Below are 23,202 nucleotides of genomic sequence, written 5' to 3'. Positions count from 1 at the left end.
AAAGGCGACACGATGCAGAACCACCGCACCTCACCGCAGCTCACCCCAGGCCGCCGCTCGGCGGCCAAGGGGGCGCTCGCGACCGGAATCGCCTTGGCGCTCGGTCTGATGCTCGCCGGCTGCACGGACTCCGCGCCGGAGCCCACTCCCACTCCGACGGCGTCGGAGGAGGCGGCGGCCGGCGTGACCGACATCGTCGACACCCCCGGCTCCGGCGAAGGGCTGGAAGGCGCCCTCGCGGACGCGGAGGTCAAGACCTGCGAGCTCGCCGGCGACCACTGGGAGGTCGCGGGCACCGTGACGAACTCGAGCGCCGCCGCCGCGTCGTACCGCATCTACGTGTCGCTTCTCACAGAGGGCGGAGACACGCGCTCACTCACCCAGGTGAACGTCGATCCGATCGATGCCGGAGCGAGCGCCGACTGGGAGACGACGGTCGCCGTGCAGGACGAGACCCTCGACTGCGTCCTCCGAGTCGAGCGCTACGCGTCCTGACCCGACGACGTCGTCAGGACGTCCGTGACGATCTGCGCAGTTCGTCGTAGGCGGCGAGCGCCGCCTTGCGCGTCTCGCCGAGGTCGACGATCGGATCGGTCGGCGCATCCGACGCCCATTCGGAGATGTACAGGCCCTGCGGGTCGAACTTCTTCGCCTGCAGCTCGGGGTTGAAGATCCGGAAGTACGGCGCGGCGTCCGCGCCGGAGCCGGCGACCCACTGCCAGTTGAACGGGTTGTTGGCGCCGTCGGCGTCGACCAGCGTGTCCCAGAACCACTCCTCGCCGCGGCGCCAGTCGATCAAGAGGTTCTTGATGAGGAAGGATGCCGCGACCATCCGCACGCGGTTGTGCATGTAGCCGGTGTGCCACAGCTCGCGCATCCCGGCGTCCACGAGGGGGATGCCGGTCTCGCCGCGCTGCCACGCCTCGAGGTGCGACGGGCGCGGACGCGGCCAGGGGAAGGCATCGAACTCGCTCCGGAGGTTCTTCGTCGCGAGTTCCGGGAAGTGGAAGAGGGTGTGCCAGGCGAACTCGCGCCAGCCGAGTTCGGAGAGGAAGCCCGCCGCGCCCTCCGTCTCGATCGCCTCGTGCCAGACCGTGAACGGGCTGAGCTCGCCCCAGCGCAGTCGAGGCGAGAGCTGAGACGTCGCGCCGGCCGACGGTTCGTCGCGGGCGCGGTCGTAGGAGCCGACATCCTCGCGGAGGAAGGCTCGGAGCCGAGCACGAGCTGCCGGCTCGCCCGGCTCCCAGGTGTCACGCAGCCCTCCCGCCCAGTCCGGGCGCGTGGGCAGCAGCTGCCAGTCGTCCAGATCGTCGGATGCCGGTGGTCGGCTGACGCCGTCGAGTCTCCTGGGCGCGGGGAGGGGAGCGCGGGGTGCGGGGAGTGCCCGCGCCGCCCGCCAGAACGGCGTGAAGACGGAGAAGTGGGTGCCGCTGCCGGTCTTCACCGTCCACGGCTCGTGAAGGAGCGAGCCTGCGAACGAGGCGACCTCTATGCCGTCCTCGCGCAGCGACGACTTCAGCGCCGCGTCGATCCCCCGCTCGGGGCCCCCGTAACGGCGGTTCCAGAAGACCGCCGTCGCGCCGACGTCCGCGACGACGGTTCGGACCACGTCGTGAGCCGCGCCCCGACGGAGGATGAGCCGGGCGCCGAGGTCGGCGATGTGATCGCGGAGCGAGGTCAACGAGTGGTGCAACCACCAGCGCGCCGCGCCGCCCAGTGGACGGATCCCGGCCGACTCCTCATCGAGCACGTAGAGCACGACGAGCGGCTCGTCCCGGTCGATGGCAGCGCGGAGAGCCGGATTGTCGGCGACGCGCAGGTCGTCGCGGAGCCAGACGAGCGAGGGGGAGGACATGCGTCCATTGTCGTCGCGGCGGCGCGTCGTGTCTGTCGTCAGCTCCGACCTCGACGGATACGCCGGCGCGCTGTAGGCTGCCGCCCGCTCGTGCACCACAGCGCCCAGCCCACGAGGACCGGCTGCAGGAAGAGACGTCCGAGGCGGCGCCGATCGGTATCGAGACCGGGGGCCGAACGGCCGGTCCGCCACTGGTGGACGTTACCCGGGAAGACGGCGACGAAGAAGGCCGCGGTCGCGACGCCGATTCGGCGACGCTGGCGGGGCAGCGCGATCAGCGCCGCACCGAGACCCACCTCGACCGCGCCGGAGGCCAGCACGATCGCATCCTTGTCGAGCCGGGTGGCCCGCGTCGCCCAGTCCGGCACGACGATGCGGAATCCGCGGGTGCTCACGAAGTGCATCACCCCAGCCGTCGCGAGCAGGAGGGCGAGCGACCAGCGTGCGGCATCCTTGAGCATCCGCCCACGCTACCGTGGCCGTATGACTGTGCTCCGCATCAGCATCCTCTTCGTGCTCGCTGCTGCTGCGGAGATCGGCGGAGCGTGGCTCATCTGGCAGTCCGTCAAAGAGGACCGCGGGTGGATGTTCGCCGTGCTCGGAGTCATGGCGCTCGGGGCGTACGGTTTCCTCGCGGCCCTGCAGCCGGACGCGAACTTCGGACGCGTTCTCGCGACGTACGGCGGTGTGTTCATCGCCGGCTCCCTGGCGTGGGGGATCATCGTCGACGGCTTCAAGCCGACGGTGTGGGACTGGATCGGGTCAGCGATCGCGTTGATCGGCGCCGCGATCATCATCCTCGCCCCGGCCGCCTCCTCGGCCGACGCGCAGGGGGCGCTGTAGCGGTCGGAGGGCGCCCGACGTGCGAGTAGCCTAGATCGAGACCCAGATGGAGTGTTCCGTGCCTGAAGATGCCCAGCCGAAAGACGGCTTCGCCCTGTTCTCCGACCGTTCCGTCGTCGCGATGCGCGTGAACGGAGTCCTCAAGGATCTCGCCGCCACCGTGACCGACGCCGACGCGGTCGAGCCCGTCACGATCGACAGCCCCGACGGACTGAACATCCTGCGCCACTCGACCGCTCATGTGCTCGCGCAGGCGGTGCAGCGGATCAATCCGCAGGCGAATCTCGGCATCGGCCCGCCCGTCACCGACGGCTTCTACTACGACTTCGGCGTGGACGAGCCCTTCACCCCCGAAGACCTCAAGGCCATCACGAAGGAGATGCAGCGCATCGTCCGCGAGGGCCAGCGCTTCGTGCGCCGCGTCGTGACGGACGAGGAGGCGCGCGCCGAGCTCGCCGACGAGCCGTTCAAGCTCGAGCTCATCGGACTCAAGGGCGGCAAGGAGGCCGCCGAAGGCGCCTCCGTCGAGGTCGGCGAGGGCGAGCTCACGATCTACGACAACACCACTCGCGACGGCGAAGTGGTCTGGAAAGACCTCTGCCGCGGCCCGCACCTGCCCAGCACGCGCATGATCGGCAACGGGTGGGATCTGACGCGCATCGCCGCCGCGTACTGGCGCGGCAGCGAGAAGAACCCGCAGCTGCAGCGCATCTACGGCACGGCCTGGCCGTCGAAGGACGAGCTGCGCGCCTATCAGGAGCGGCTCGCCGAGGCGGAGCGTCGCGATCACCGCAAGCTCGGCAGCGAGATGGACCTGTTCTCGTTCCCCGATGAGATCGGATCGGGGCTCGCGGTCTTCCATCCCAAGGGCGGGATCATCCGCTACGAGATCGAGGAGAACCTCCGCAAGCACCTGCTGCGCAACGGATACGACCTCGTCAACAGCCCGCACATCACGAAGAAGGACCTCTTCATGACGTCTGGGCACCTGCAGACCTATGCCGACGGCATGTTCCCGCCGATGCACCTCGACGAGGTGGTCGACGACGAGGGCAACGTGACCCGGCAGGGCCAGGACTACTACCTGAAGCCCATGAACTGCCCGTTCCACAACCTGATCTATCGTTCGCGCGGGCGGTCATACCGCGAGCTGCCGCTCCGCCTCGCCGAGTTCGGCACCGTCTACCGGTACGAGAAGAGCGGGACGCTGTCTGGGCTCACCCGCGTCCGCGGCCTGACCCAGGACGACGCACACATCTACGTCGCGCAAGACCAGGTCAAGGAGGAGCTCACCACCAACCTGAACCTCGTGCTCGACCTGCTGCGCGACTACGGGCTCAACGACTTCTACCTCGAGCTCTCGACCAACGAGGAGGGCAACCCGAAGTTCCTCGGCGAGCCGGAACAGTGGTCGACGGCGATCGACACGCTGCGCGAGGTCGCGGTCGAATCCGGGCTCGAGCTCGTCGCCGACCCCGGGGGAGCGGCGTTCTACGGTCCGAAGATCTCGGTGCAGGCCCGCGACGCGATCGGTCGCACGTGGCAGATGTCGACGATCCAGCTCGACTTCAACCAGCCCGATCGCTTCGAGCTCGAGTACACCGGATCCGACGGACAGAAGCACCGTCCGGTCATGATCCACCGCGCTCTGCTGGGCTCGGTCGAGCGCTTCTTCGCGATCCTCCTCGAGCACTACGCGGGCGACTTCCCACTGTGGCTGGCGCCGAGCCAGGTCGTCGGCGTGCCGGTCGCCGAGCAGTACGGCGAGTACCTCGACGACGTGATCGGGCAGCTTCGTGCAGCGGGGGTGCGCGCGGACGTCGACCACTCCGATGATCGGATGCAGAAGAAGATCCGCAACCACACCACCGCCAAGGTGCCGGTCATCCTCATCGTCGGCGAGCAGGACCGTGCCGCGGGCACCGTGTCGTTCCGTTTCCGCGACGGTACGCAGGAGAACGGCGTACCGGTCGCTGATGCCGTCCGCCGCATCCGCTCCGCTATCGAGACGCATGCCCTCGTGCTCAAGGCCGGAGACCTGGCGTGACCGACGAGCACTCCTCGGTCGAGGACGCCGGTCTGCTCGCCGGCGTCCCCGACGAGTTCCAGCGGCTGTGGACCCCGCACCGGATGGCCTACATCCAGGCAGGACCAGATCCGCTGCGCGAGGAGTGCCCGTTCTGCGAGGCGCCGAAGTACCCGGATGCCGAGCGGCTGATCGTCGCGCGCGGTGAGACCGCCTACGTGCTGCTGAACCTGTTCCCGTACAACTCCGGCCATCTGCTCGTGTGCCCGTACCGGCACATCGCCACGTACGATCAGGCCACGCCCGAGGAGGTCGCCGAGATCGGCCAGCTGACCCAGATCGCCATGCGCGTCCTGCGCGAGGTCTCGCGGTGCGACGGGTTCAACCTCGGCATGAATCAGGGCGCCGTCGCCGGCGCGGGTGTCGATGCGCACCTGCACCAGCACGTCGTCCCCCGCTGGAAGTCCGACGCCAATTTCTTCCCGATCATCGCGAAGACGAAGGCGCTGCCACAGCTGCTCGGCGAGGTGCGCGAGGCGGTCTCCGCCGCCTGGCCCACCGTCTGAGCGGGTCGTCGAGCGAGCCCCACACCCCGGGTCGTTGAGCGAGCGAAGCGAGACGCGACGCGCCGCGCCTCAGCGCACCTGGCGGGCCGTGAACTGCATCCGCGGGTGGGCGTAGAACTCCTGCGCCTCGATGAGCTGCAGCTCGCGCTCACCGGACTCGAGGGTGAGGCTCAGCAGATCGAACACGCTCGACGCGGTTCGCTCGAGCGCGAGCTTCGCGTCGCCGGTCTCGACGTAGTGCGCGGTGAACAGCGCCGCCGTCACGTCGCCCGAGCCGTTGGCCTTCATCGGCAGGCGCGGCGTCTGCACGATCCAGGCGCCCTTCGCATCGGCCACCAGCATCTCGATGGTGCCCTCCTCGCGGTCGGGACGCTCGACGCTCGTGACGAGGACCGTGCGCGGCCCCATCGCCATCGCGAGGTCGACGGAGGCGAGAGTGGAGTCCAGGGTGTCCGGCTCGGTCTCGGTGAGGAAGCCCAGCTCGAACTGGTTGGGGGTGATGATGTCGGCGACCGGCACGACCTTCTCACGCAGCAGGACCGGGATCGCCGGAGCGACGAAGCATCCCGACTTGGCGTTGCCCATCACGGGGTCGCACGCGTAGACGGCATCCGGGTTCGCCGCCTTCACGCGCGAGACGGCGTCGACGATCACGTCGCCGATGCCCTCGCCGCCCTGGTAGCCGCTGAGCACGGCGTCGATCTCGCCGAAGACGCCGCGCTCCTCGATGCCGGTGATGACCTCGCGGACGTCGTCGGGGGAGATGAGCGGTCCGCGCCACGCGCCGTAGCTGGTGTGGTTCGAGAAGTTCACGGTGTAGACGGGCAGCACCTCGACGCCGATGCGCTGCAGCGGGAAGACGGCGGCGGAGTTGCCGACGTGTCCGTAGGCGACGGCGGACTGGATGGAGAGGACCTTCATTCCTCGATCCTTTCGTGAGCGGCGGGCCGGTGCCCGCGGGGGTCGGTCATCGGGTCGCCGCGACGAGGTCCGCGACGAGTGTCTCTGCGTCCTCGTCGGACAGGTCGTGCACGGTGAGGCGCAGGTGCTGCGAGGGTTCGGCGCGGTCGTCGAGGGCGAACTCGTCGCCGGTGCGGGCGAGCCAGCCGCGGCGCATCAGGCGCTCGGCGACGGTGCGGGCGGGCTTCGGGAGCCGCACCCAGAGACTCAGTCCGTCCGTCGACGGGGAGTCGAGCCCTCTGTCGCGGAGGCGGGCGGCGAAAGCCTCGTTTCGAGCAGCGTAGTGCTCTCGAGCTGTCGTGATGCGGGCGAGGGCATCGGTGTCCGTCAGTTGAGCGAGCGTGAGCCGCTGCAACAGGTGGCTGACCCAGGTCGTTCCGGGGCTGAGCCTCATGGCGAGGCGCTCGGCCGTGGTCGGATCGGTCGCGGCGATGGCGAGGCACATGTCGGGGCCGAGGAACTTCGACACCGACCGCACGAGCGCGTAGCGTCGATGCTCGGGACCGATCAGCGTCTCGTACTCCCGCTGCGAGAGCATCGAGAAATGGTCGTCCTCGATGAGGAGCACGTAGGGATGGTCTGCGAGCACGGCTCGTAGATCGGCGGCACGCCGCGCGGAAAGACTGGTGCCCGTCGGATTCTGCGCTCGCGGGGTGCAGATGACGGCGCGGACTCCTGCATCGAGCGCCGCGCGGAGTCCCGCGACCGTCATGCCCTCATCATCGACCGGCACGGGGACTGCTCGGTATCCGCCGAGGCGGACGGTGTGGATGCTGGCGAGGAAGCACGGGTCCTCCAGCGCGACCGCATCGTCGCGCATGAGCGCCTGAGCGAGGAGTCGCTCGACCGCGTCGACCGCACCGCTCGTGACCGTGATGCGGAAGCCGGTGTCCGTGAGGTCGGTCGCGATCCACTCGCGCGCCCAGGCCTCCAGGCCGCGGTCGATCACCGGCTCGCCGTACAGCACGGGGCGACCGGCGACCGTGGCGAGCGCAGCCGACGGGTCAGGGATGAGACGCGGATCAGGGTTGCCGGTGCCGACGTCGCGCAGCACGGTGTCGGCGGCGAAGCCTTCCTGCGCGACGGATTCGTGACCGGCGATCACGGTGCCGGCGCGCCCGCGCGAGACGACGAGACCGGCCTGGGCGAGCTGACGGTACGCCGCGACCGCGGTGTTGCGGTTCACGCCGAGCATCGCGGCGAGCTCTCGCACCGGGGGGAGCGCACTGCCCGCGCCGAGCACGCCGCGGTCGCGCAGGTCGCGCACGCTGTCTGCGATGTCGGCCGCCGTCGTTCCGCTGATCTGTTCCGTCATGTGTCCTCGGGTCGATTCTAGGTCGTTCCGGACAGTGCTATGGTTTGGCCTAGATCAAACCTCGACAGGAGTCAGTCATGGCCGAACAGACCACCATCGGATCCTCGCGTGTGAAGCGCGGCCTCGCCGAGATGCTCAAGGGCGGCGTCATCATGGACGTCGTCACCGCCGAGCAGGCGAAGATCGCGGAGGATGCCGGAGCCGTCGCCGTCATGGCGCTGGAGCGCGTGCCCGCCGACATCCGGGCCCAGGGCGGTGTCTCGCGCATGAGCGACCCCGACATGATCGACAGCATCATCGACGCCGTCTCGATCCCCGTGATGGCCAAAGCACGCATCGGCCACTTCGTCGAGGCGCAGGTGCTGCAGGAGCTCGGCGTCGACTACATCGACGAGTCCGAGGTGCTGTCCCCGGCGGACTACGTCAACCACATCGACAAGTTCGGCTTCACCGTGCCGTTCGTCTGCGGGGCCACGAATCTGGGCGAGGCTCTGCGCCGCATCAACGAGGGCGCGGCGATGATCCGCTCGAAGGGCGAGGCCGGCACCGGCGACGTCTCCGAGGCGATGAAGCACATCCGGAAGATCCGGGGGGAGATCGCGGCGCTGACGGCGCTGCCGAAGGACGAGCTCTTCGTCGCCGCGAAGGAACTCCAGGCGCCGTACGAGCTCGTGGCAGAGATCGCCGAGACCGGGAAGCTTCCGGTGGTGCTGTTCGTGGCGGGTGGCGTCGCCACTCCCGCTGACGCCGCCATGATGATGCAGCTCGGTGCCGACGGCGTGTTCGTCGGTTCGGGCATCTTCAAGTCGGGCAACCCGGCCGAGCGTGCCAAGGCCATCGTCAAGGCGACAACCTTCTACGACGATGCGAAGGTGATCGCCGAGGTGTCGCGCGGTCTCGGCGAGGCCATGGTCGGGATCAACGTCTCCGACCTCCCCGCGCCGCACCGTCTCGCCGAACGTGGCTGGTAACCCTCGGGTCGGAGTCCTGGCCCTGCAGGGCGACGTGCGCGAGCACGCCGCCCTGCTCGCCGGGCTGGGCGCCGAGGTCTCGCTCGTGCGGCGCCCCGAAGAGCTCGCCCAGGTCGACGGTCTGGTGATCCCCGGTGGCGAGTCCAGCGTGATCGACAAGCTGTCCCGCGCGTTCGGGGTCGCCGAGCCGATCCGGGCGGCCATCTCCTCCGGACTCCCGGTGTACGGCACGTGCGCGGGCCTGATCCTCCTGGCCGACGAGATCCTCGACGGCATCGACGGTCAGCAGTCCTTCGGCGGACTCGACGTGGCCGTGCGTCGAAACGCGTTCGGGCGTCAGACCGAGTCGTTCGAGACGGAGATCGACGTGCCGACCCTCGGGACCCCGCCGGTGCGCGCGACCTTCATCCGCGCCCCGATCGTGGAACGCGTCGGCCCCGACGTGGACGTCCTCGCGACGCTTCCCGACGGGAGGATCGTCGCCGTGCAGCAGGGGTCGATCCTGGGGACCAGTTTCCACCCCGAGGTCGACGGCGAGCTCCGTTTCCACGAGCGGTTCCTCGCCCTCGCGATCGCTCGCGGCACCGTGCGCACCTAGACGGTGACGAGAGCGCGGATCGCGGCGACCGTCCGTGTCACGTCGACGTCGGTCGTCACCCACGACGACATCGAGCACCGCAGCGTCGCGCGCCCCTGCCACTGCGCTCCGGTCACGGCGGCCGTGCCGTCGAGCAGGATCGCCTCGCCCAGCGCACGAGTGGCGTCGTCCGTCTCGAGCCGGAACATCACCTGGGTGTAGTCGACGTCGTTGACGACCGTCACACTCGGGATCGATGCGAGACCTGTTGCCATCGCGACCGCATTCGCGTGCAGACGGTCGATGAGATCGGCGACGCCCTCACGGCCGAGACTCCGCAGAGCGGCCCACGCCGGAACGCCGCGCGCGCGTCGGGAGAGCTCAGGCGTCACATCCCACGGGTCGAGGCTCGTGTACATGAGGTAGTCGCCGCCCGTGCGGAACGCGGCGATCGAGTCGGCGGGATCGCGCACGATCGCCATCCCGCAGTCGTACGGGACGTTCAGGGTCTTGTGGGCGTCCGTCGCCCACGAATCGGCGTCCTGCATGCCCGCGGTGAGTGCCTGCAGACGCGGCGACGCAGCGGCCCAGAGCCCGAAGGCGCCGTCGACGTGCACCCACGCGCCATGACGACGCGCGATCGGGATCAGCGCCTCGAAGTCGTCGAAGGCCCCGGTGTGCACCTCGCCCGCCTGCAGGCAGACGATCGCCGGTCCCTGTGTGCGATCGAGCGTCTCGTCCAGACCCTCCGGCCGCATCCGCCCCTGCTCGTCGGCCTCGACGACGGTGATGCCGGCGAGGCCTATGCCGAGAAACCGTGCGGCGCGATCGATCGAGCCGTGCCGGTCTGCACCGACCACGAAACGCACAGGCGGCGAGTTCGCGAGTCCGAGCTCGGCGAGATCCCAGCCGATCCGGGTGAGCACGGCGTGACGGGCCGTCGCCAGGCAGGTGAAGTTCGCCATCTGACCGCCTGTCACGAATCCCACACTCGCCGTACGGGGGAGATCGAACAGCTCCAGCATCCACTGTCCGGCGACACGCTCGATGGCGACCGTCGCCGGCGTGAGGGTCGAGGACCCGGAGTTCTGGTCCCACGCCGAGACCAGCCAGTCCGCGGCCAGTGCCGCGGGATGCGTCGCGCCGATGACGAACCCGAAGAATCTGCCGCCGGGTATCGCGACGAGGCCGGGGTCGGCTCGCGTCGCCAGCTCCTCGACGACGGACGCCGGCTCCGCACCGTGCTCGGGCAGCGGACCGCCGAAGGCGTCGAGCATCGTCGCGAGATCGGCGCGCGGCCAGACCGGCCGCTCCGTCACTCCGTCGAGGAACTCCGTCGCGCGCCGGTGCGCGGTGTCGAGAGCGCGACTGCGGTCGTCTCCGTCTGACTCACCCATGTGCCAGGAGTACACCCGTCGACGCCGCCCCGCCAGACCTGTCCGTGAGTGACCGGCGGGTCAGGGGCGGCGGGCGCGCGAGGCCATTCGATAGACTGGACGACGCCCTGGGCCAGCGCCCGGGCGGATACGACGAGCGGAGAGTTATGTCCGGGCATTCCAAGTGGGCCACGACCAAGCACAAGAAGGCCGTCATCGACGCGCGCCGTGCCAAGTCGTGGGCGAAGCTCATCAAGAACATCGAGGTCGCCGCCAAGCTCGGCGGCCCCGACCTCGCCGGCAACCCGACGCTGTTCGACGCCGTGCAGAAGGCCAAGAAGACGTCTGTCCCGAAGGACAACATCGACCGCGCCGTGAAGCGCGGCGCCGGCATCGGCGGCGAGGCGGTCGAGTACACCTCGATCATGTACGAAGGCTACGGACCGAACGGCGTGGCCCTCATGATCGAGTGTCTGACCGACAACAAGAACCGCGCGGCAGCCGAGGTGCGCACAGCGCTCAGCCGCAACGGCGGCACTCTGGCGGATCCCGGCAGCGTCGCATACAACTTCAGCCGCAAGGGCGTCATCGTCGTCGGCTCCGAAGGGACGACCGAGGACGACGTGATGATGGCGGCGCTCGAGGCGGGCGCTGAGGAGATCGAGCCCCGCGCGGAGGGCTTCGAGATCGTCACCGAGGCGACCGACCTCGTGACCGTGCGCTCTGCTCTGCAGGAGGCAGGCATCGACTACGAGTCGGCCGACGTGGAGTTCGTCCCGAACCTCAAGGTCGAGATCGACGCGGACACCGCACGGAAGGTCTTCCGCCTTATCGACGCGCTGGAGGACAGCGAGGACGTGCAGAACGTCTTCACGAACCTCGACCTCACCCCCGAGGTGCAGGCCGAGCTCGAGAACGACGAGGACTAGGCGCGCCGGATCCGGGTCGAACGCCGAGCGGCATAGCCTGGGGGAGTGACCTCCTCGCTGCGCGTTCTCGGCATCGACCCCGGCCTCACCCGCTGCGGTGTCGGCGTCGTCGACGTCGATCGTGCCCGCCGCGGGACGCTCGTGCACGTGGGGGTCATCCGCTCGTCTCCCGACGCGCCGATCGGCGAGCGTCTGGCGGCGGTCGCCTCCGGCATCCGCGAGGTGCTCGCCGTGCATCGCCCGGACGCGGTGGCCGTCGAGCGCGTCTTCGCGCAGCAGAATACCCACACCGTGATGGGCACGGCCCAGGCGAGTGGCGTAGCACTGCTGCTCGCCGCCGAGGCCGGCCTTCCCGCGGCCACCCACACCCCGAGCGAGGTCAAGGCGGCAGTGACCGGCTACGGCTCCGCCGACAAGAAGCAAGTGCAGGCCATGATCGCCCGGATCCTGCGCCTCGACGCCCCTCCTCAGCCGGCCGATGCGGCCGATGCTCTCGCGATCGCGCTGTGCCACGCATGGCGCCGCGGAGGGGCATCCGCTCCCGGTCGCGATGCGCTCACGCCGGCTCAGCGGGCATGGGCGGACGCTGAGCGTGTCGCTCGAACATACGTACGATCCCGCGTCTAGGCTTGTGGGATGATCTCCTCCCTGCACGGAACCGTGCTGCACACGTCGTCTGATCACGTCGTCGTCGACGTCGGAGGCGTCGGCTTCTCGGTGGCGGTGCCCGCCGATGTCGCGCACACCGCGACCGCAGGAGAGCGGCTGCAGCTGCACACGAGTCTGATCGTCCGCGAGGACGCGCTGTCGCTGTACGGATTCGCGGAGCGCGACGAGCTCGAGATCTTCGGTCTGCTCATCAGCGTCACGGGCGTCGGTCCGAAGTCCGCGCTGGGAGTGCTGTCGCACCTGACGGTCGATCAGATCGCCGAGGCCGTGACGGCGGAGGACGACGCCCCGTTCCGCCGCGTCTCGGGCATCGGTCCGAAGACAGCCAAGCTCATCGTCGTGCAGCTCGCCGGCAAGGTGCACCCGACCGGCCGTGCGTCGACGCCCGCGGCGGGGACGGGTTCGGACGTCGTCACTCAGGTCACGGCCGCGCTCGTCGGGCTCGGGTGGTCCGAGAAGGTGGCGGCCGAGGCCGCAGCGCAGACGGCGGAGGAGGCGTCGGAGGCCGAACGCGCCGCCGTCGCCCCGTTGCTCCGGCGCACGCTCGCGCTGTTGGGACCGGCGCGTGTCTGAAGCGAGGGACGCGGCGGAGCCGGTCGACGAGACCGAGCTCGCGATCGAGGGAGCGCTGCGACCGACCAGCCTCGGCGACTTCGTCGGGCAGCAGAAGGTCAGAGGACAGCTGCAGCTCCTGCTGGACGCAGCCCGCATCCAGAGTCGCCCGCCGGACCACATCCTGCTCGCCGGCCCTCCCGGCCTCGGCAAGACGACGCTCGCGATGATCGTGGCTCACGAGAGCGAGAGGCCGCTGCGTCTCTCCAGCGGCCCGGCCATCCAGCACGCGGGCGACCTCGCTGCGCTGCTGTCGAGCCTGGTCCCGGGCGAAGTCCTCTTCATCGATGAGATCCACCGGATGGCGCGCTCTGCGGAGGAGATGCTGTACCTCGCGATGGAGGACTTCCGGATCGACATCATGGTCGGCAAGGGAGCGGGAGCCACGAGCATCCCCCTCGACCTCGCACCGTTCACCCTCGTGGGCGCGACGACGAGGTCGGGATTGCTGCCGAACCCGCTGCGCGACCGCTTCGGCTTCACGGGGCACCTGGAGTTCTACGACGACTCCGAGCTGGAGCAGGTCATCGCGCGGTCGGCTCTGGTGCTCGGCGTCGATCTGCCCGGCGACTCGCTCGCCGAGATCGCACGCCGTTCTCGCGGCACCCCCCGAATCGCGAACCGGCTTCTGCGGCGCGTTCGGGACTACGCGCTCGTGCACGGGGGTGGCACGGCATCCCTCGCCGATGTGCGCGCCGCGCTGGAGCTCTATGACGTCGACCCCATCGGGCTCGACCGTCTCGACCGGGCCGTGCTCGAGACACTGGTGCGGCGCTTCCGCGGGGGGCCGGTCGGACTCAGCACCCTCGCCGTCGCCGTCGGCGAAGAAGCCGAGACCGTCGAGAGCGTCGTGGAGCCCTATCTCGTGCGGATAGGCTTCCTCGGTCGCACGCCTCGCGGGCGCGTGGCGATGCCGGAGGCGTACACGCACCTCGGCGTCGCCCACCCGGACGGGGTGCTTCGCCTCGATGACCTATAATCGCTGAAGACTTCCCCCGATAGACCTGTGCGCCCATGGCTGGTGCGTGCACCTGAGAAAGGCGCTTGCCCTCATGCCCATGGAAATCCTCCTCTTCGGCCTCCTCGCCGTCCTCGTCGTCTTCATGTTCGTGAACGGCCGGCGCCGTCAGAAGCAGATGAAGGCCGAGCAGGAGGAGAAGGCAGCCAAGACGGTGCCCGGCGTGAAGGTGCTCCTGCAGGGCGGCATCTACGGCACGATCGTGGCCTACGACCACGACGATCTCGACTCGCCGGCCCTCGTGGAGATCGCCCCCGGCACGGTCATCGAGGTGCACAGCCAGGCGATCCTTCGCATCGTCGAGCCGAAGGACCTGACCGACGGCGTCGAGGTCGTCGACGGCGAGGCTCCGGTCGTCGTCGAGGAGACCCCTGTCGTCGACGAGACCCCGGCCGTCGAGACCCCCGAGGAGACGCGTCGTCGTCTCGAGCGGGACGCCGACGACAAGTAGCACTCGCTCGACCGCAGCACTCGGCACTCCGGCATCTCAGAAAGCTGATCACACGTGGCCACTTCCTCCCCGGTCCGTCACGCCTGGCGCGTCCTCCTCGGACTTCTCCTGGTGACGGGCGTCCTGTTCGGCATCAACGCGATCGGCGTCTACGGGTTCCAGAAGAGCTCTTGGACCCCTGAGCTGGCGCTCGACCTCCAGGGCGGCACTCAGATCATCCTCAGCGCCGAGACCGAGGACGGAGCTGACCCGTCGTCGGAGCAGCTCGACCAGGCCGCAGCGATCATTCGCCAGCGCGTCGACGCCTCCGGCGTCGCCGAAGCCGACATCACGACCGAGGGCGGCCGCAACATCGTGGTGCAGATCCCGGGCGCTGCCGACGATCAGACCCGCGAGCGCATCCAGTCGAGCGCGCAGCTGCAGTTCCGGCCTGTGCTCGCGACCACGGCGGGGACGAACACCTTCATCGGTGAGGACGGCGCCGAGACGCCGTATCCGACGCCGGACGACTCGCTCAGCGACACGCCGACGGCCGAGCCGACCGACCCGAGCGACCTGTCCTGGGTGAGCGAGAAGCTGGCCGCGGAGTTCCAGGCGTACGACTGCTCGAACCCGGAGAACGACCCGTCCCGCGAGCCGGCCGATCAGCCGCTCATCGCGTGCGACCCGACCGGCCAGGCGAAGTACATCCTCGGCCCGACCGAGCTCACCGGTCAGGCGATCACCGATGCAACGGCAGGCCGCGACCCGCGCTCCGGTGCTTGGATCGTGCAGCTCACGATGAACGCCGACGGCACCGAGGCGTTCGGCAAGGTGAGCACGCGTCTCAACCAGAACCGCATCGCCAACCTCTCGCCGCGCGACCAGTTCGCGTTCGTGCTCGACGGCTCCGTGATCAGCGCCCCCGTCATGAACGGTCAGATCCTCGACGGCCGTCCGAGCATCTCGGGAAGCTTCACGCAGGAGACCGCGACCACACTCGCCGATCAGCTCAAGTTCGGCGCGCTGCCGCTCAGCTTCGAGGTGCAGAGCTCCGACACGGTGTCGGCGACGCTCGGCACGCAGCAGCTGCAGATCGGTCTGATCGCCGGACTCATCGGTCTCGCTCTCGTCGCCCTGTACTCGCTCTTCTCGTACCGGGCGCTGGGCACCGTGATCATCGCGTCGATCGCGGTGATGGCCGTCCTGACGTACATCGTCATCTGCATCCTGGCCTGGCGCCTCGGATTCCGGCTCTCGCTCGCCGGCGTCGCCGGTCTGATCGTGTCGATCGGATTCACGGCCGACTCGTTCATCGTCTACTTCGAGCGCATTCGAGACGAGCTGCGAGACGGCAAGTCGATCACGGCTGCGGTCGAAGACGGATGGGGTCGAGCCAAGCGCACGATCTACATCTCGAAGTCGATCAACGTCCTCGCGGCCGTCGTGCTCTACATCCTCGCCGACGCCACGGTGAAGGGATTCGCCTTCACGCTCGGTCTCACGACCATCATCGACGTGTTGATCTTCGTGATCTTCACGCACCCGGTGATGCAGATCCTCGCACGAACGACGTTCTTCGGCGGTGGCCACAAGCTGTCCGGACTCGACCCCGAATCCCTCGGCGCCGTGTACCGCAGCCGTTCGCAGTTCCGCGAGGTCGCGGCGACGTCGACCGGACGCAATGCCAGGAACGCCCGGTCGCGCGGAGAGGCCGACCGCCGTCAGACCATCGCAGAGCGCAAGCGCGCCGAAGCACTCGCCGGTGAGAAACGCACCAGCACCGGAAGTGAGGGGGACGCGTGATGGCTTCCATGAACGAGTTCGGAAACAACCTCTACACGGGTAAGACGTCTTTCCCCTTCGTCGGCAAGCGGCGCCTCTGGTTCATCATCGCGATCGCGCTCGTCGTGGGCTCGGCCCTCGTGCCGCTGATCCGCCCGATCCAGTTCTCGATCGAGTTCACCGGCGGATCGCAGTTCACGGTGCAGGCTCCCGACACGACCGACCAGCAGACCGCGACGGATGCCGTGCAGTCGGTCGTTCCCGAGGCTGCCACCAAGGTCGTCGTCGTCAACGGCTCGGACATGCGCGTCCAGACCGATCAGATGAGCTCGGAAGAGACCCAGCAGGTCTCCGCGGCTCTGGCCGAGGCGTACAAGGTCGACGGCGATGCCGTCACCTCGTCCTTCATCGGACCGGCCTGGGGCGAGAACGTCACCAAGCAGTCGCTGTGGGGCCTCGCGATCTTCCTCGCGCTGACCTTCCTGATCCTCGCGATCTACTTCCGCACCTGGAAGATGTCCGCAGCAGCCATCCTCGGTCTGCTGGACGTGCTCGTGATCACCGTCGGCGTGTACGCGTTGGCCGGTTTCGAGATCTCTCCCGCGGCCGTGATCGGCTTCCTGACGATCCTCGCGTACTCGCTGTACGACACCACAGTCGTGTTCGACAAGATCCGCGAGAACACCACGGAAGACGGGGAGAAGTCCGCTCGCCTCTTCGGCGAATCGGTCAACCTCGCCGTCAACCAGACGCTCGTTCGGTCGATCAACACCTCGGTCGTCGCTGCTCTGCCCGTCGGAGCGATCCTCTTCATCGGGTCGTTCTGGCTCGGCGCCGAGACACTCACCGACATCTCGCTGTCGATCTTCGTCGGCATCCTTGTCGCAACCTACTCGACACTCTTCGTCGCCGCGCCTCTCTACTCGCTGTTCCGCGAGAACGAGCCGCAGATCAAGGCCCGTGACGCCCGGGTGCGAGAGTCGCGCGAGCGCGCGGCCGTCGAGGTCTGATCGTCTCGCTCAGCGGGACCGCACCCCGCTGAGCACGCGTAAGCTGTTCTGATTGGGGAGGTGAGCGGATGGCGGAACCGCAGACGACGTCGCAGGGATCGAGCCTGAGGCGACTGGTTCCCCGCATCTTCTCCCGCGCGCCCCGGGTCAACGACCTCGACAACCTGATCCGCACCGTCAGAGCGAATCACCCCAAGGGCGACCTCGCGGTCATCGAGCGGGCATACGCGGTCGCCAAGGAGAAGCACGAGGGCCAGAAGCGGCAGAGCGGCGAGCCGTACATCACGCATCCGCTCGCCGTCGCGCAGATCCTCGGCGAGATGGGTCTCGGACCGCGAGCGATCGCGGCTGCCCTGTTACACGACACGGTGGAGGACACGGGCTACGCGCTGACCGACCTCACCGCCGAGTTCGGCGACGAGGTCGCGATGCTCGTCGACGGGGTCACGAAGCTCGATAAGGTCAAGTACGGCGAGAGCGCGCAGGCCGAGACGGTCCGCAAGATGATCGTCGCGATGTCGAAGGACATCAGGGTCCTCCTGATAAAGCTCGCCGACCGGCTGCACAACGCCCGCACCTGGGGCTTCGTGCCGCCGGAGAAGGCCGCGAAGAAGGCCAAGGAGACGCTCGAGATCTACGCGCCGCTGGCGAATCGCCTCGGTATCCAGGCCATCAAGTCCGAGCTCGAGGATCTGTCCTTCGCGGTGCTGCACCCGAAGATCTACAACGAGATCCACAACCTCATCGCACAGCGCACCCCGCAGCGCGAGAAGTACCTCGGCCAGGTCGTCGAGGAGATCGACGAGGATCTGCGCGATCTGCGCATCCGCGGCAAGGTGGTCGGACGCCCGAAGCAGCTCTACTCCGTCTATCAGAAGATGGTCGTGCGCGGTCGCGAGTTCGACGACATCTACGACCTCATCGGCATCCGCGTGCTCGTGTCCTCCGTGCGTGACTGCTATGCGGTCCTCGGTGCCATACACGCGCGGTGGACGCCGTTGCCCGGGCGGTTCAAGGACTACATCGCGACCCCCAAGTTCAACCTGTACCAGTCCCTGCACACCACTGTGATCGGTCCCTCCGGGCGCACGGTCGAGATCCAGATCCGCACGCACGAGATGCACCAGCAGGCCGAGTACGGCGTCGCGGCGCACTGGATGTACAAGGAGCGGATGAACGGCGGCAAGGCCGAGGTCCGCGCGGCCGACCGCGACATGGCGTGGCTCGCGCACATCTCCGACTGGCAGGCCGAGACCGCCGACCCGGGGGAGTTCCTCGACTCGCTGCGCTTCGAGATCGGAGCGAAGGAGGTCTACGTCTTCACCCCCAAGGGCCGCGTCATCGGGCTGCCGGCGGGTGCGACCCCCGTCGACTTCGCCTACGCCGTCCACACCGAGATCGGCCACCGCACGATGGGGTCGAAGGTGAACGGGCGCCTGGTGCCGCTCGAATCGGAGCTCAAGAGCGGCGACGTGGTCGAGGTGTTCACCTCGAAGAACCCCGACGCGGGCCCGAGCCAGGATTGGCTCGGTTTCGTCAAGAGCACGCGAGCCCGGAACAAGATCCGCGGCTGGTTCACCAAGGAGCGCCGCGAAGAGGCGATCGAGCAGGGCAAAGAGGCCATCGCCCGTGCGATGCGGCGACAGAACCTGCCGCTGCAGCGCCTCATGAACCAGGACTCGTTCGCCGAGGTCGCGCACCAGCTGCACTACGAAGACGTCTCGGGGCTCTACGCCGCCGTCGGCGAGGGGCATGTGTCCACGCAGTCGGTCCTCGAGAAGGTCACCGCGCTCGTCGCCACCGACGACCCGGCGACCGGATCGATCGATCTCCCCGGCACGATGCCATCGCGCGAGCCACGGGCCGGTGATTCGGGTGTGCTGGTCCGTGGCGCGGCCGACATCCTCGTCAAGCTCGCGAAATGCTGCACGCCGGTGCCCGGCGACGACATCGTCGGCTTCGTCACGCGCGGGAGCGGCGTCTCGGTGCACCGCGCCGACTGCGTCAACGTCAAGGCGCTGTCGAGCGAGGAGGACCGCTTCGTCGACGTCTCCTGGGCCCCCACGACCAAGAGCGTCTTCCGCGTGCAGATCCAGGTCGAGGCGCTCGACCGCTCGGGGCTCCTCTCCGATGTCACCCGTGTGCTCAGCGAGCACCACGTCAATATCCTCTCGGCCACGGTCAGCACGACCGATGAGCGTCTGGCCCTCAGCCGCTTCGTTTTCGAGATGGGCGATGCGGTTCATCTCGACCGGGTCCTCAATGCGGTCCGCCGCATCGACGCGGTGTACGACGTATACCGCGTCACCTCGTCCTGACGATCGCACGCTGCAGCGCGGCCCTGGCGACTCTCGCCCCGGGCATGCGCTGCATCGCGTCTATCGTCGTCGCGGCCCGGTCGAGCAGCCCGGGGTCCGTGTCGGCGAGGAGGTCGATCCAGTGACGTCGGGTCGGGTCCCTGTGCAGACCCAGCGCCAGATCGACCATCGTGCGTACCGGACTCATGACGAGGATGCCGCCGAGCCGCACGACGTCGCCCTGCGGGAGCGCTGTGTCGTGCAGCACGACGCGCGGCGGCAGGTCGAGTCTCAGGCGATGCGGCACGGCGCGTCGCACGTGGTGACGAGCAGGCGGACGGTCGCCCGCTCCGTGCACCCCGGCAGCAGACGGGCCGCAGGCAGCGGTGTTGGCGGGAACGATCCCGGCGATCGCCGCAGCCCGGGCCTGGGGCGAATCGACGAGGTCTGCCGGTACGTAGCCCTCGCCGAGCTCGACGACATGGCCGTCGAGTCGGGCGGCCGACAGCTCGGAGAGACTGAGACGGCCACCCGGCAGATACAGAAGAGCGGGATGCATCACGCCAGTGTGGCGCAGCGTTTCCCGCTCTTCCGTGCGTGACGTCGGATCTGTGGAGAGGTCAGCCGCCGAGGGCGCTGAGCCAGGCGCGACGCGCCTCGAGGGCCTCGGATGCTGCCGTGGCGGCCTTCTTGTCCCCGGACTTCTCGGCGGCGGCGAGCTCGGACTCGAGCTTCTCGATCGCCTCGAGCAGCTGCGAGCTCATGTCGTTCGCGCGCGCCTTCGTCTCGGGGTTGTTCTTCTTCCAGTCGACGTCCTCGCGCGCCTTGAGCGCCTGCTCGATCACACGGAGGCGATCGTCGAGGGCGCGCTCCTTGTCGCGGGGGAAGATGCGGCCGACCTCGTCCCACTGACGCTGGATACGGGTGAGGAGCGCGCGGGCACGCTTGATGTCGCGCTCGTCCGCGACGGCCTTGGCCTCTTCGAGGAGTGCCTGACGGGCTTCGATCTTCGGCGCGGAGTCGGCTTCCTCAGCCGCAGCCTGCTCGGCCCGCGCGGCGTACAGCGCGTCGCCGGCAGCCTTGAAGCGCGCCCAGAGCGCGTCATCTGCCTTGCGTCCGGCACGCCCCGCGTTCTTCCACTCGTCCAGCAGGGTGCGGTACGCCGGGATGCCGTCGACGCCGCGCGGCGCCAGAGCTTCGGCGCGCTCGACGAGACGGGTCTTCGCATCGCGGGCTGTCTTGTGCGCGTCGTCGAGTTCCGAGTAGAACGCGCGGCGCGCCTTGTCGACGGTCGAGCGGGCGTCGCGGAATCGCTTCCAGAGCTGCTGGGAGATGCCCTTGGACAGGCGGGGACCGGATTGCTGCTGGGCCTGCCACGACTCGAACAACTCGTTGAGCTCGGCGGTGACCTGCTTCCACTGCACCTTGGAGAGGTCGCGGGCGGCGATGGCCTCCGCGCGCTCCACGAGGGCGGTGCGCTCGGCGACGGCCTTCTCGACGAGCTCCTTCGCCTGCTGGGCCTCCTGTGCCGTCGCCTCCGACAGGGAGGACGTCAGCGCGGTGAGCCGGTCGCGCAAACCCGCGAGGTCGCCGACGGCGGCGGCATCCGTCGCCTCATCGATGAGGTGGTTCGCCTGCTTGACGAGGTCGGCGGCCGAGGCGCCACCGGCCTGATGGCGCTGCTCGAGCGCGACTACCTTGAACGCGATGTCGTCGTACTTGCGCACGAAGTAGGCCAGAGCCTCGTCCGGTGTGCCGTCGGGGTACTGTCCGACGACGCGCCACGTCTCGCCTTCGCGGACCTCCACCGTGCCGTCTTCGGAGACTCGACCCCACTCGGCGGCGTCGGTCGACGGCGTCGGGATCGCTGCGGTGACCGGAGCGGCGGCGGCCGGGGTAGGCAGCTTCCGCGGCATGGGCTTCGCCGGGGGAGCGGGAACGGGGGGAGTCGGCTTCGCGGGCTCGTTGGCAGACACGTGATTCTCCTTGCGCGGTCGTACCGCGGGAGGCGGAAAGGACGAGCCTCAGCCTAGTACGCGCGACGTCCGCGCGTGTGGCCGACCGGACTCACTCGGCCGGGGTCTGCGTGGGGACCGGCTCGGGCGCCGGGGTCTCGCTCGGCAGGATCTGCTCGCCGGGGGCCTCGCTCTGCTCGACGCCGGGGCTGGGGGTCGGCGTCGGCTCGGGAGCGGTCACCTGCGCGTGCACGACCTGGCTGACGACCGCCCCGGCGACGATGATCACGCCGGCGACGACGGCGATCACGTTGTCGCGCGTCCGACGCGCGATCTGACGGACATGCCAGTCTCGTCGCGCGTTGTGCAGACGCACGCGCTCCGCCTCGGTGCGTGCGCGCTGAGCGTTCCTGGACCCGCGTGCGGCCATGCCTCACTCCCTCTCCGACGCGCGACGGCGCGTCGCCTGAGAGCCTACCGTCGCCGTGCGGTCGCGCCGAGTCGGCCACCGTGTCGGCGGGCGCGGGTAGCCTGGGACGGTGACCTCCGCCGCCGCTCTGCTCTCCGGGCAGACGCCCCTCGCCGTGCGCATGCGCCCGGTGTCGCTCGACGAGGTCGCCGGTCAGAAGCACCTTCTCCGTTCCGGGTCGCCGATCGTGGCGTTGGCAGACCCGGCCGCGTCGTCCCCCGGGGCCGTCTCGATCATCCTGTGGGGCCCACCCGGCACTGGGAAGACCACCCTCGCGCAGGCCATCGCCCGATCGTCGGGGCGCCGTTTCGTCGAACTCTCGGCGATCACGGCCGGCGTGAAGGACGTGCGCGAGGTGATGCAGGAGGCGATCACCCAGCGCGACCTGTACGGCCAGACCACCATCCTCTTCCTCGATGAGATCCATCGATTCACGAAAGCGCAGCAGGACGCGCTTCTCCCCGGTGTCGAGAACGGCTGGGTCATCCTCATCGCCGCGACCACCGAGAATCCGTCGTTCTCGGTCATCTCCCCGCTCCTGTCCCGCTCGCTGCTGTTGACCCTGCAACCGCTCACCGACGACGACATCGGCGTACTCGTCGATCGGGCCGTGGCGGATGCGCGAGGCCTCAACGCCACCGTCACGCTCGCCGACGACGCGCGCTCGGCCCTGATCCGTCTCGCCTCGGGAGACGCACGTCGTGCGCTGACAGGCCTCGAGGCCGCCGCAGCGGTCGCGCTCTCACACGCCGGCGGCACCATCGACCGCGAGGACGGCGACGGAGAGGCCCAAGGGAAGGATGCCGAGCCTCCGGCCGTCACGGCCGACGACGTCGCCCAGGCGGTCGATAAGGCTCTGCTCCGGTACGACCGCCAGGGTGACGAGCACTACGACGTCATCAGCGCGTTCATCAAGTCGATCCGCGGCTCCGATCCGGATGCCGCGCTGCACTACCTCGCTCGGATGATCGAGGCGGGGGAGGACCCGCGTTTCATCGCCCGGCGGCTCGTGATCTCCGCGTCGGAAGACGTCGGTCTCGCCGATCCGCAGGCGCTCTCCATCGCCGTCGCGGCAGCGGACGCCGTCGCGTTCATCGGGATGCCGGAGGGACGCATTCCGCTGGCCGAGGCGACGGTGTACCTCGCGACGACCGCGAAGTCGAATGCCGCCTACACGGGCATCGACGCCGCGATCGCCGATATCCGTGCCGGCGGCTTCGGACGAGTGCCGCTGCACCTGCGGGACGCACACTATCCGGGCGCGAAGCGCCTCGGGCACGGGCGGGGCTACGTCTACCCGCACGACAGCGAGTTCGGCATCCTCCCGCAGCAGTACCTGCCCGACGAGCTGCGCGGCCGTCGATATTACGAGCCGAAGAACCTCGGCGCGGAGCGCGACATCTCCGCGCGCCTGGAGCGCATCCGGCGCATCCTCGACGGGCGCTGAGTCGCATCTGATAAGATCGAGCGGCTCGAAACCGAGTTTTCGGGCATCTCCTCGTTCACACCCCACCTCGACAGCGCCCCGGCGTGCGCTCC

General features: G+C 69.0%; 23 protein-coding genes. 15 read left to right on the top strand and 8 right to left on the bottom strand.

Translation table 11 applies throughout. The features are described 5' to 3' along the window. Nucleotides 1-12: 12 nt before the first annotated feature. Nucleotides 13-495, top strand: a complete 483-nt coding sequence (locus M3195_RS11985) for a hypothetical protein (RefSeq protein ID WP_251587830.1) — start codon at nt 13-15, stop codon at nt 493-495. A 13-nt stretch (nt 496-508) separates the two neighbouring features. Here M3195_RS11985 and M3195_RS11980 read toward each other — a convergent pair whose 3' ends face one another. Both M3195_RS11980 and M3195_RS11975 read right to left on the bottom strand, forming a co-directional pair. Next, nucleotides 509-1,855, bottom strand: a complete 1,347-nt coding sequence (locus M3195_RS11980; RefSeq protein ID WP_251587828.1) for a cryptochrome/photolyase family protein — start codon at nt 1,853-1,855, stop codon at nt 509-511. A 38-nt stretch (nt 1,856-1,893) separates the two neighbouring features. Continuing rightward, on the bottom strand, nt 1,894-2,316 hold the full coding sequence (locus M3195_RS11975) for a DoxX family protein (RefSeq protein WP_251587827.1): 423 nt from the start codon (nt 2,314-2,316) through the stop codon (nt 1,894-1,896). A 22-nt stretch (nt 2,317-2,338) separates the two neighbouring features. Here M3195_RS11975 and M3195_RS11970 point away from each other — a divergent pair, with 22 nt between their 5' ends. From M3195_RS11970 to M3195_RS11960, 3 genes are all read left to right on the top strand, one after another. Continuing rightward, nucleotides 2,339-2,698: a YnfA family protein gene (locus M3195_RS11970; protein ID WP_251587825.1), complete on the top strand. Its 360-nt coding sequence runs from the start codon at nt 2,339-2,341 to the stop codon at nt 2,696-2,698. Nucleotides 2,699-2,819: 121 nt separating this feature from the next. After that, nucleotides 2,820-4,745: a threonine--tRNA ligase gene (gene thrS / locus M3195_RS11965; protein ID WP_251588258.1), complete on the top strand. Its 1,926-nt coding sequence runs from the start codon at nt 2,820-2,822 to the stop codon at nt 4,743-4,745. Beyond that, nucleotides 4,742-5,290, top strand: coding sequence for an HIT family protein (locus tag M3195_RS11960; protein ID WP_251587824.1), 549 nt, complete (start codon nt 4,742-4,744; stop codon nt 5,288-5,290). Before thrS ends, M3195_RS11960 begins: the two co-directional genes overlap by 4 nt. Nucleotides 5,291-5,359: 69 nt before the next feature. On the opposite strand, the gene pdxY is transcribed toward M3195_RS11960, so the two are convergent. Both pdxY and M3195_RS11950 read right to left on the bottom strand, forming a co-directional pair. Next, on the bottom strand, nt 5,360-6,211 hold the full coding sequence (gene pdxY / locus M3195_RS11955) for a pyridoxal kinase PdxY (protein WP_251587823.1): 852 nt from the start codon (nt 6,209-6,211) through the stop codon (nt 5,360-5,362). 46 nt (nt 6,212-6,257) lie between these two features. Then, on the bottom strand, nt 6,258-7,565 hold the full coding sequence (locus M3195_RS11950) for an aminotransferase class I/II-fold pyridoxal phosphate-dependent enzyme (protein ID WP_251587822.1): 1,308 nt from the start codon (nt 7,563-7,565) through the stop codon (nt 6,258-6,260). Nucleotides 7,566-7,642: 77 nt separating this feature from the next. On the opposite strand from M3195_RS11950, the gene pdxS reads away from it, so the two are divergent. After that, nucleotides 7,643-8,536, top strand: coding sequence for a pyridoxal 5'-phosphate synthase lyase subunit PdxS (gene pdxS / locus M3195_RS11945; RefSeq protein ID WP_251587811.1), 894 nt, complete (start codon nt 7,643-7,645; stop codon nt 8,534-8,536). Then, nucleotides 8,526-9,134, top strand: coding sequence for a pyridoxal 5'-phosphate synthase glutaminase subunit PdxT (gene pdxT, locus M3195_RS11940; RefSeq protein WP_251587810.1), 609 nt, complete (start codon nt 8,526-8,528; stop codon nt 9,132-9,134). Before pdxS ends, pdxT begins: the two co-directional genes overlap by 11 nt. On the opposite strand, the gene M3195_RS11935 is transcribed toward pdxT, so the two are convergent. Next, nucleotides 9,131-10,510, bottom strand: a complete 1,380-nt coding sequence (locus tag M3195_RS11935) for a pyridoxal phosphate-dependent decarboxylase family protein (protein WP_251587809.1) — start codon at nt 10,508-10,510, stop codon at nt 9,131-9,133. The two genes, pdxT and M3195_RS11935, sit on opposite strands and share 4 nt — an antisense overlap. A 146-nt stretch (nt 10,511-10,656) precedes the next feature. On the opposite strand from M3195_RS11935, the gene M3195_RS11930 reads away from it, so the two are divergent. From M3195_RS11930 to M3195_RS11895, 8 genes are all read left to right on the top strand, one after another. Continuing rightward, a complete protein-coding gene (locus M3195_RS11930) occupies nt 10,657-11,418 on the top strand; it encodes a YebC/PmpR family DNA-binding transcriptional regulator (protein ID WP_251587808.1) in 762 nt (253 codons plus the stop codon). Nucleotides 11,419-11,463: 45 nt separating this feature from the next. Further along, nucleotides 11,464-12,045 carry a crossover junction endodeoxyribonuclease RuvC gene (gene ruvC / locus M3195_RS11925; RefSeq protein WP_251587807.1) on the top strand — a complete coding sequence of 194 codons (582 nt, stop codon included), beginning with the start codon at nt 11,464-11,466 and terminating at the stop codon, nt 12,043-12,045. A 9-nt stretch (nt 12,046-12,054) separates the two neighbouring features. Continuing rightward, nucleotides 12,055-12,660, top strand: coding sequence for a Holliday junction branch migration protein RuvA (gene ruvA, locus M3195_RS11920; RefSeq protein WP_251587806.1), 606 nt, complete (start codon nt 12,055-12,057; stop codon nt 12,658-12,660). After that, nucleotides 12,653-13,678: a Holliday junction branch migration DNA helicase RuvB gene (ruvB, locus tag M3195_RS11915; RefSeq protein ID WP_251587804.1), complete on the top strand. Its 1,026-nt coding sequence runs from the start codon at nt 12,653-12,655 to the stop codon at nt 13,676-13,678. The genes ruvA and ruvB overlap by 8 nt, the downstream gene beginning before the upstream one ends. A 73-nt stretch (nt 13,679-13,751) precedes the next feature. After that, complete coding sequence (locus tag M3195_RS11910) at nt 13,752-14,168, top strand: preprotein translocase subunit YajC (RefSeq protein ID WP_308211590.1); 417 nt, start codon at nt 13,752-13,754, stop codon at nt 14,166-14,168. Nucleotides 14,169-14,222: 54 nt separating this feature from the next. Continuing rightward, the gene (gene secD, locus M3195_RS11905; RefSeq protein WP_251587800.1) at nt 14,223-15,953 is read left to right on the top strand and encodes a protein translocase subunit SecD; all 1,731 of its coding nucleotides are present in this window, start codon (nt 14,223-14,225) and stop codon (nt 15,951-15,953) included. Next, a complete protein-coding gene (gene secF, locus M3195_RS11900) occupies nt 15,953-16,942 on the top strand; it encodes a protein translocase subunit SecF (protein ID WP_251587799.1) in 990 nt (329 codons plus the stop codon). Before secD ends, secF begins: the two co-directional genes overlap by 1 nt. 68 nt (nt 16,943-17,010) lie before the next feature. Further along, a complete protein-coding gene (locus M3195_RS11895) occupies nt 17,011-19,260 on the top strand; it encodes a RelA/SpoT family protein (protein WP_251587798.1) in 2,250 nt (749 codons plus the stop codon). On the opposite strand, the gene M3195_RS11890 is transcribed toward M3195_RS11895, so the two are convergent. From M3195_RS11890 to M3195_RS11880, 3 genes are all read right to left on the bottom strand, one after another. Continuing rightward, nucleotides 19,247-19,798, bottom strand: a complete 552-nt coding sequence (locus M3195_RS11890; RefSeq protein ID WP_251587797.1) for an SAM-dependent methyltransferase — start codon at nt 19,796-19,798, stop codon at nt 19,247-19,249. The two genes, M3195_RS11895 and M3195_RS11890, sit on opposite strands and share 14 nt — an antisense overlap. A 61-nt stretch (nt 19,799-19,859) precedes the next feature. Beyond that, nucleotides 19,860-21,215, bottom strand: a complete 1,356-nt coding sequence (locus M3195_RS11885; RefSeq protein WP_251587796.1) for a DUF349 domain-containing protein — start codon at nt 21,213-21,215, stop codon at nt 19,860-19,862. A gap of 91 nt (nt 21,216-21,306) precedes the next feature. After that, the gene (locus tag M3195_RS11880) at nt 21,307-21,624 is read right to left on the bottom strand and encodes a hypothetical protein (protein WP_251587794.1); all 318 of its coding nucleotides are present in this window, start codon (nt 21,622-21,624) and stop codon (nt 21,307-21,309) included. Nucleotides 21,625-21,733: 109 nt separating this feature from the next. Between M3195_RS11880 and M3195_RS11875 the strand changes: the two genes are divergently transcribed. Beyond that, nucleotides 21,734-23,110, top strand: coding sequence for a replication-associated recombination protein A (locus tag M3195_RS11875; RefSeq protein ID WP_251587793.1), 1,377 nt, complete (start codon nt 21,734-21,736; stop codon nt 23,108-23,110). Nucleotides 23,111-23,202: the final 92 nt, after the last annotated feature.

It is taken from the genome of Microbacterium hydrocarbonoxydans (assembly GCF_023715885.1).
GTDB lineage: Bacteria > Actinomycetota > Actinomycetes > Actinomycetales > Microbacteriaceae > Microbacterium > Microbacterium hydrocarbonoxydans_C.
Note: the sequence above shows the minus strand (reverse complement) of the source record. Positions and strands in the feature narration are given on the sequence as shown.

What these genes read in the sequence shown, in the direction of transcription:
- M3195_RS11980 (WP_251587828.1), bottom strand. Translation starts at nt 1,855, where the DNA reads ATGTCCTCCCCCTCGCTCGTCTGGCTCCGCGACGACCTGCGCGTCGCC.
- M3195_RS11895 (WP_251587798.1), top strand. Translation starts at nt 17,011, where the DNA reads ATGGCGGAACCGCAGACGACGTCGCAGGGATCGAGCCTGAGGCGACTG.
- M3195_RS11975 (WP_251587827.1), bottom strand. Translation starts at nt 2,316, where the DNA reads ATGCTCAAGGATGCCGCACGCTGGTCGCTCGCCCTCCTGCTCGCGACG.
- secF (WP_251587799.1), top strand. Translation starts at nt 15,953, where the DNA reads ATGGCTTCCATGAACGAGTTCGGAAACAACCTCTACACGGGTAAGACG.
- pdxS (WP_251587811.1), top strand. Translation starts at nt 7,643, where the DNA reads ATGGCCGAACAGACCACCATCGGATCCTCGCGTGTGAAGCGCGGCCTC.
- pdxY (WP_251587823.1), bottom strand. Translation starts at nt 6,211, where the DNA reads ATGAAGGTCCTCTCCATCCAGTCCGCCGTCGCCTACGGACACGTCGGC.
- M3195_RS11890 (WP_251587797.1), bottom strand. Translation starts at nt 19,798, where the DNA reads ATGCATCCCGCTCTTCTGTATCTGCCGGGTGGCCGTCTCAGTCTCTCC.
- M3195_RS11910 (WP_308211590.1), top strand. Translation starts at nt 13,752, where the DNA reads ATGCCCATGGAAATCCTCCTCTTCGGCCTCCTCGCCGTCCTCGTCGTC.
- M3195_RS11970 (WP_251587825.1), top strand. Translation starts at nt 2,339, where the DNA reads ATGACTGTGCTCCGCATCAGCATCCTCTTCGTGCTCGCTGCTGCTGCG.
- M3195_RS11985 (WP_251587830.1), top strand. Translation starts at nt 13, where the DNA reads ATGCAGAACCACCGCACCTCACCGCAGCTCACCCCAGGCCGCCGCTCG.
- M3195_RS11950 (WP_251587822.1), bottom strand. Translation starts at nt 7,565, where the DNA reads ATGACGGAACAGATCAGCGGAACGACGGCGGCCGACATCGCAGACAGC.
- M3195_RS11930 (WP_251587808.1), top strand. Translation starts at nt 10,657, where the DNA reads ATGTCCGGGCATTCCAAGTGGGCCACGACCAAGCACAAGAAGGCCGTC.
- thrS (WP_251588258.1), top strand. Translation starts at nt 2,820, where the DNA reads ATGCGCGTGAACGGAGTCCTCAAGGATCTCGCCGCCACCGTGACCGAC.
- M3195_RS11880 (WP_251587794.1), bottom strand. Translation starts at nt 21,624, where the DNA reads ATGGCCGCACGCGGGTCCAGGAACGCTCAGCGCGCACGCACCGAGGCG.
- M3195_RS11935 (WP_251587809.1), bottom strand. Translation starts at nt 10,510, where the DNA reads ATGGGTGAGTCAGACGGAGACGACCGCAGTCGCGCTCTCGACACCGCG.
- ruvA (WP_251587806.1), top strand. Translation starts at nt 12,055, where the DNA reads ATGATCTCCTCCCTGCACGGAACCGTGCTGCACACGTCGTCTGATCAC.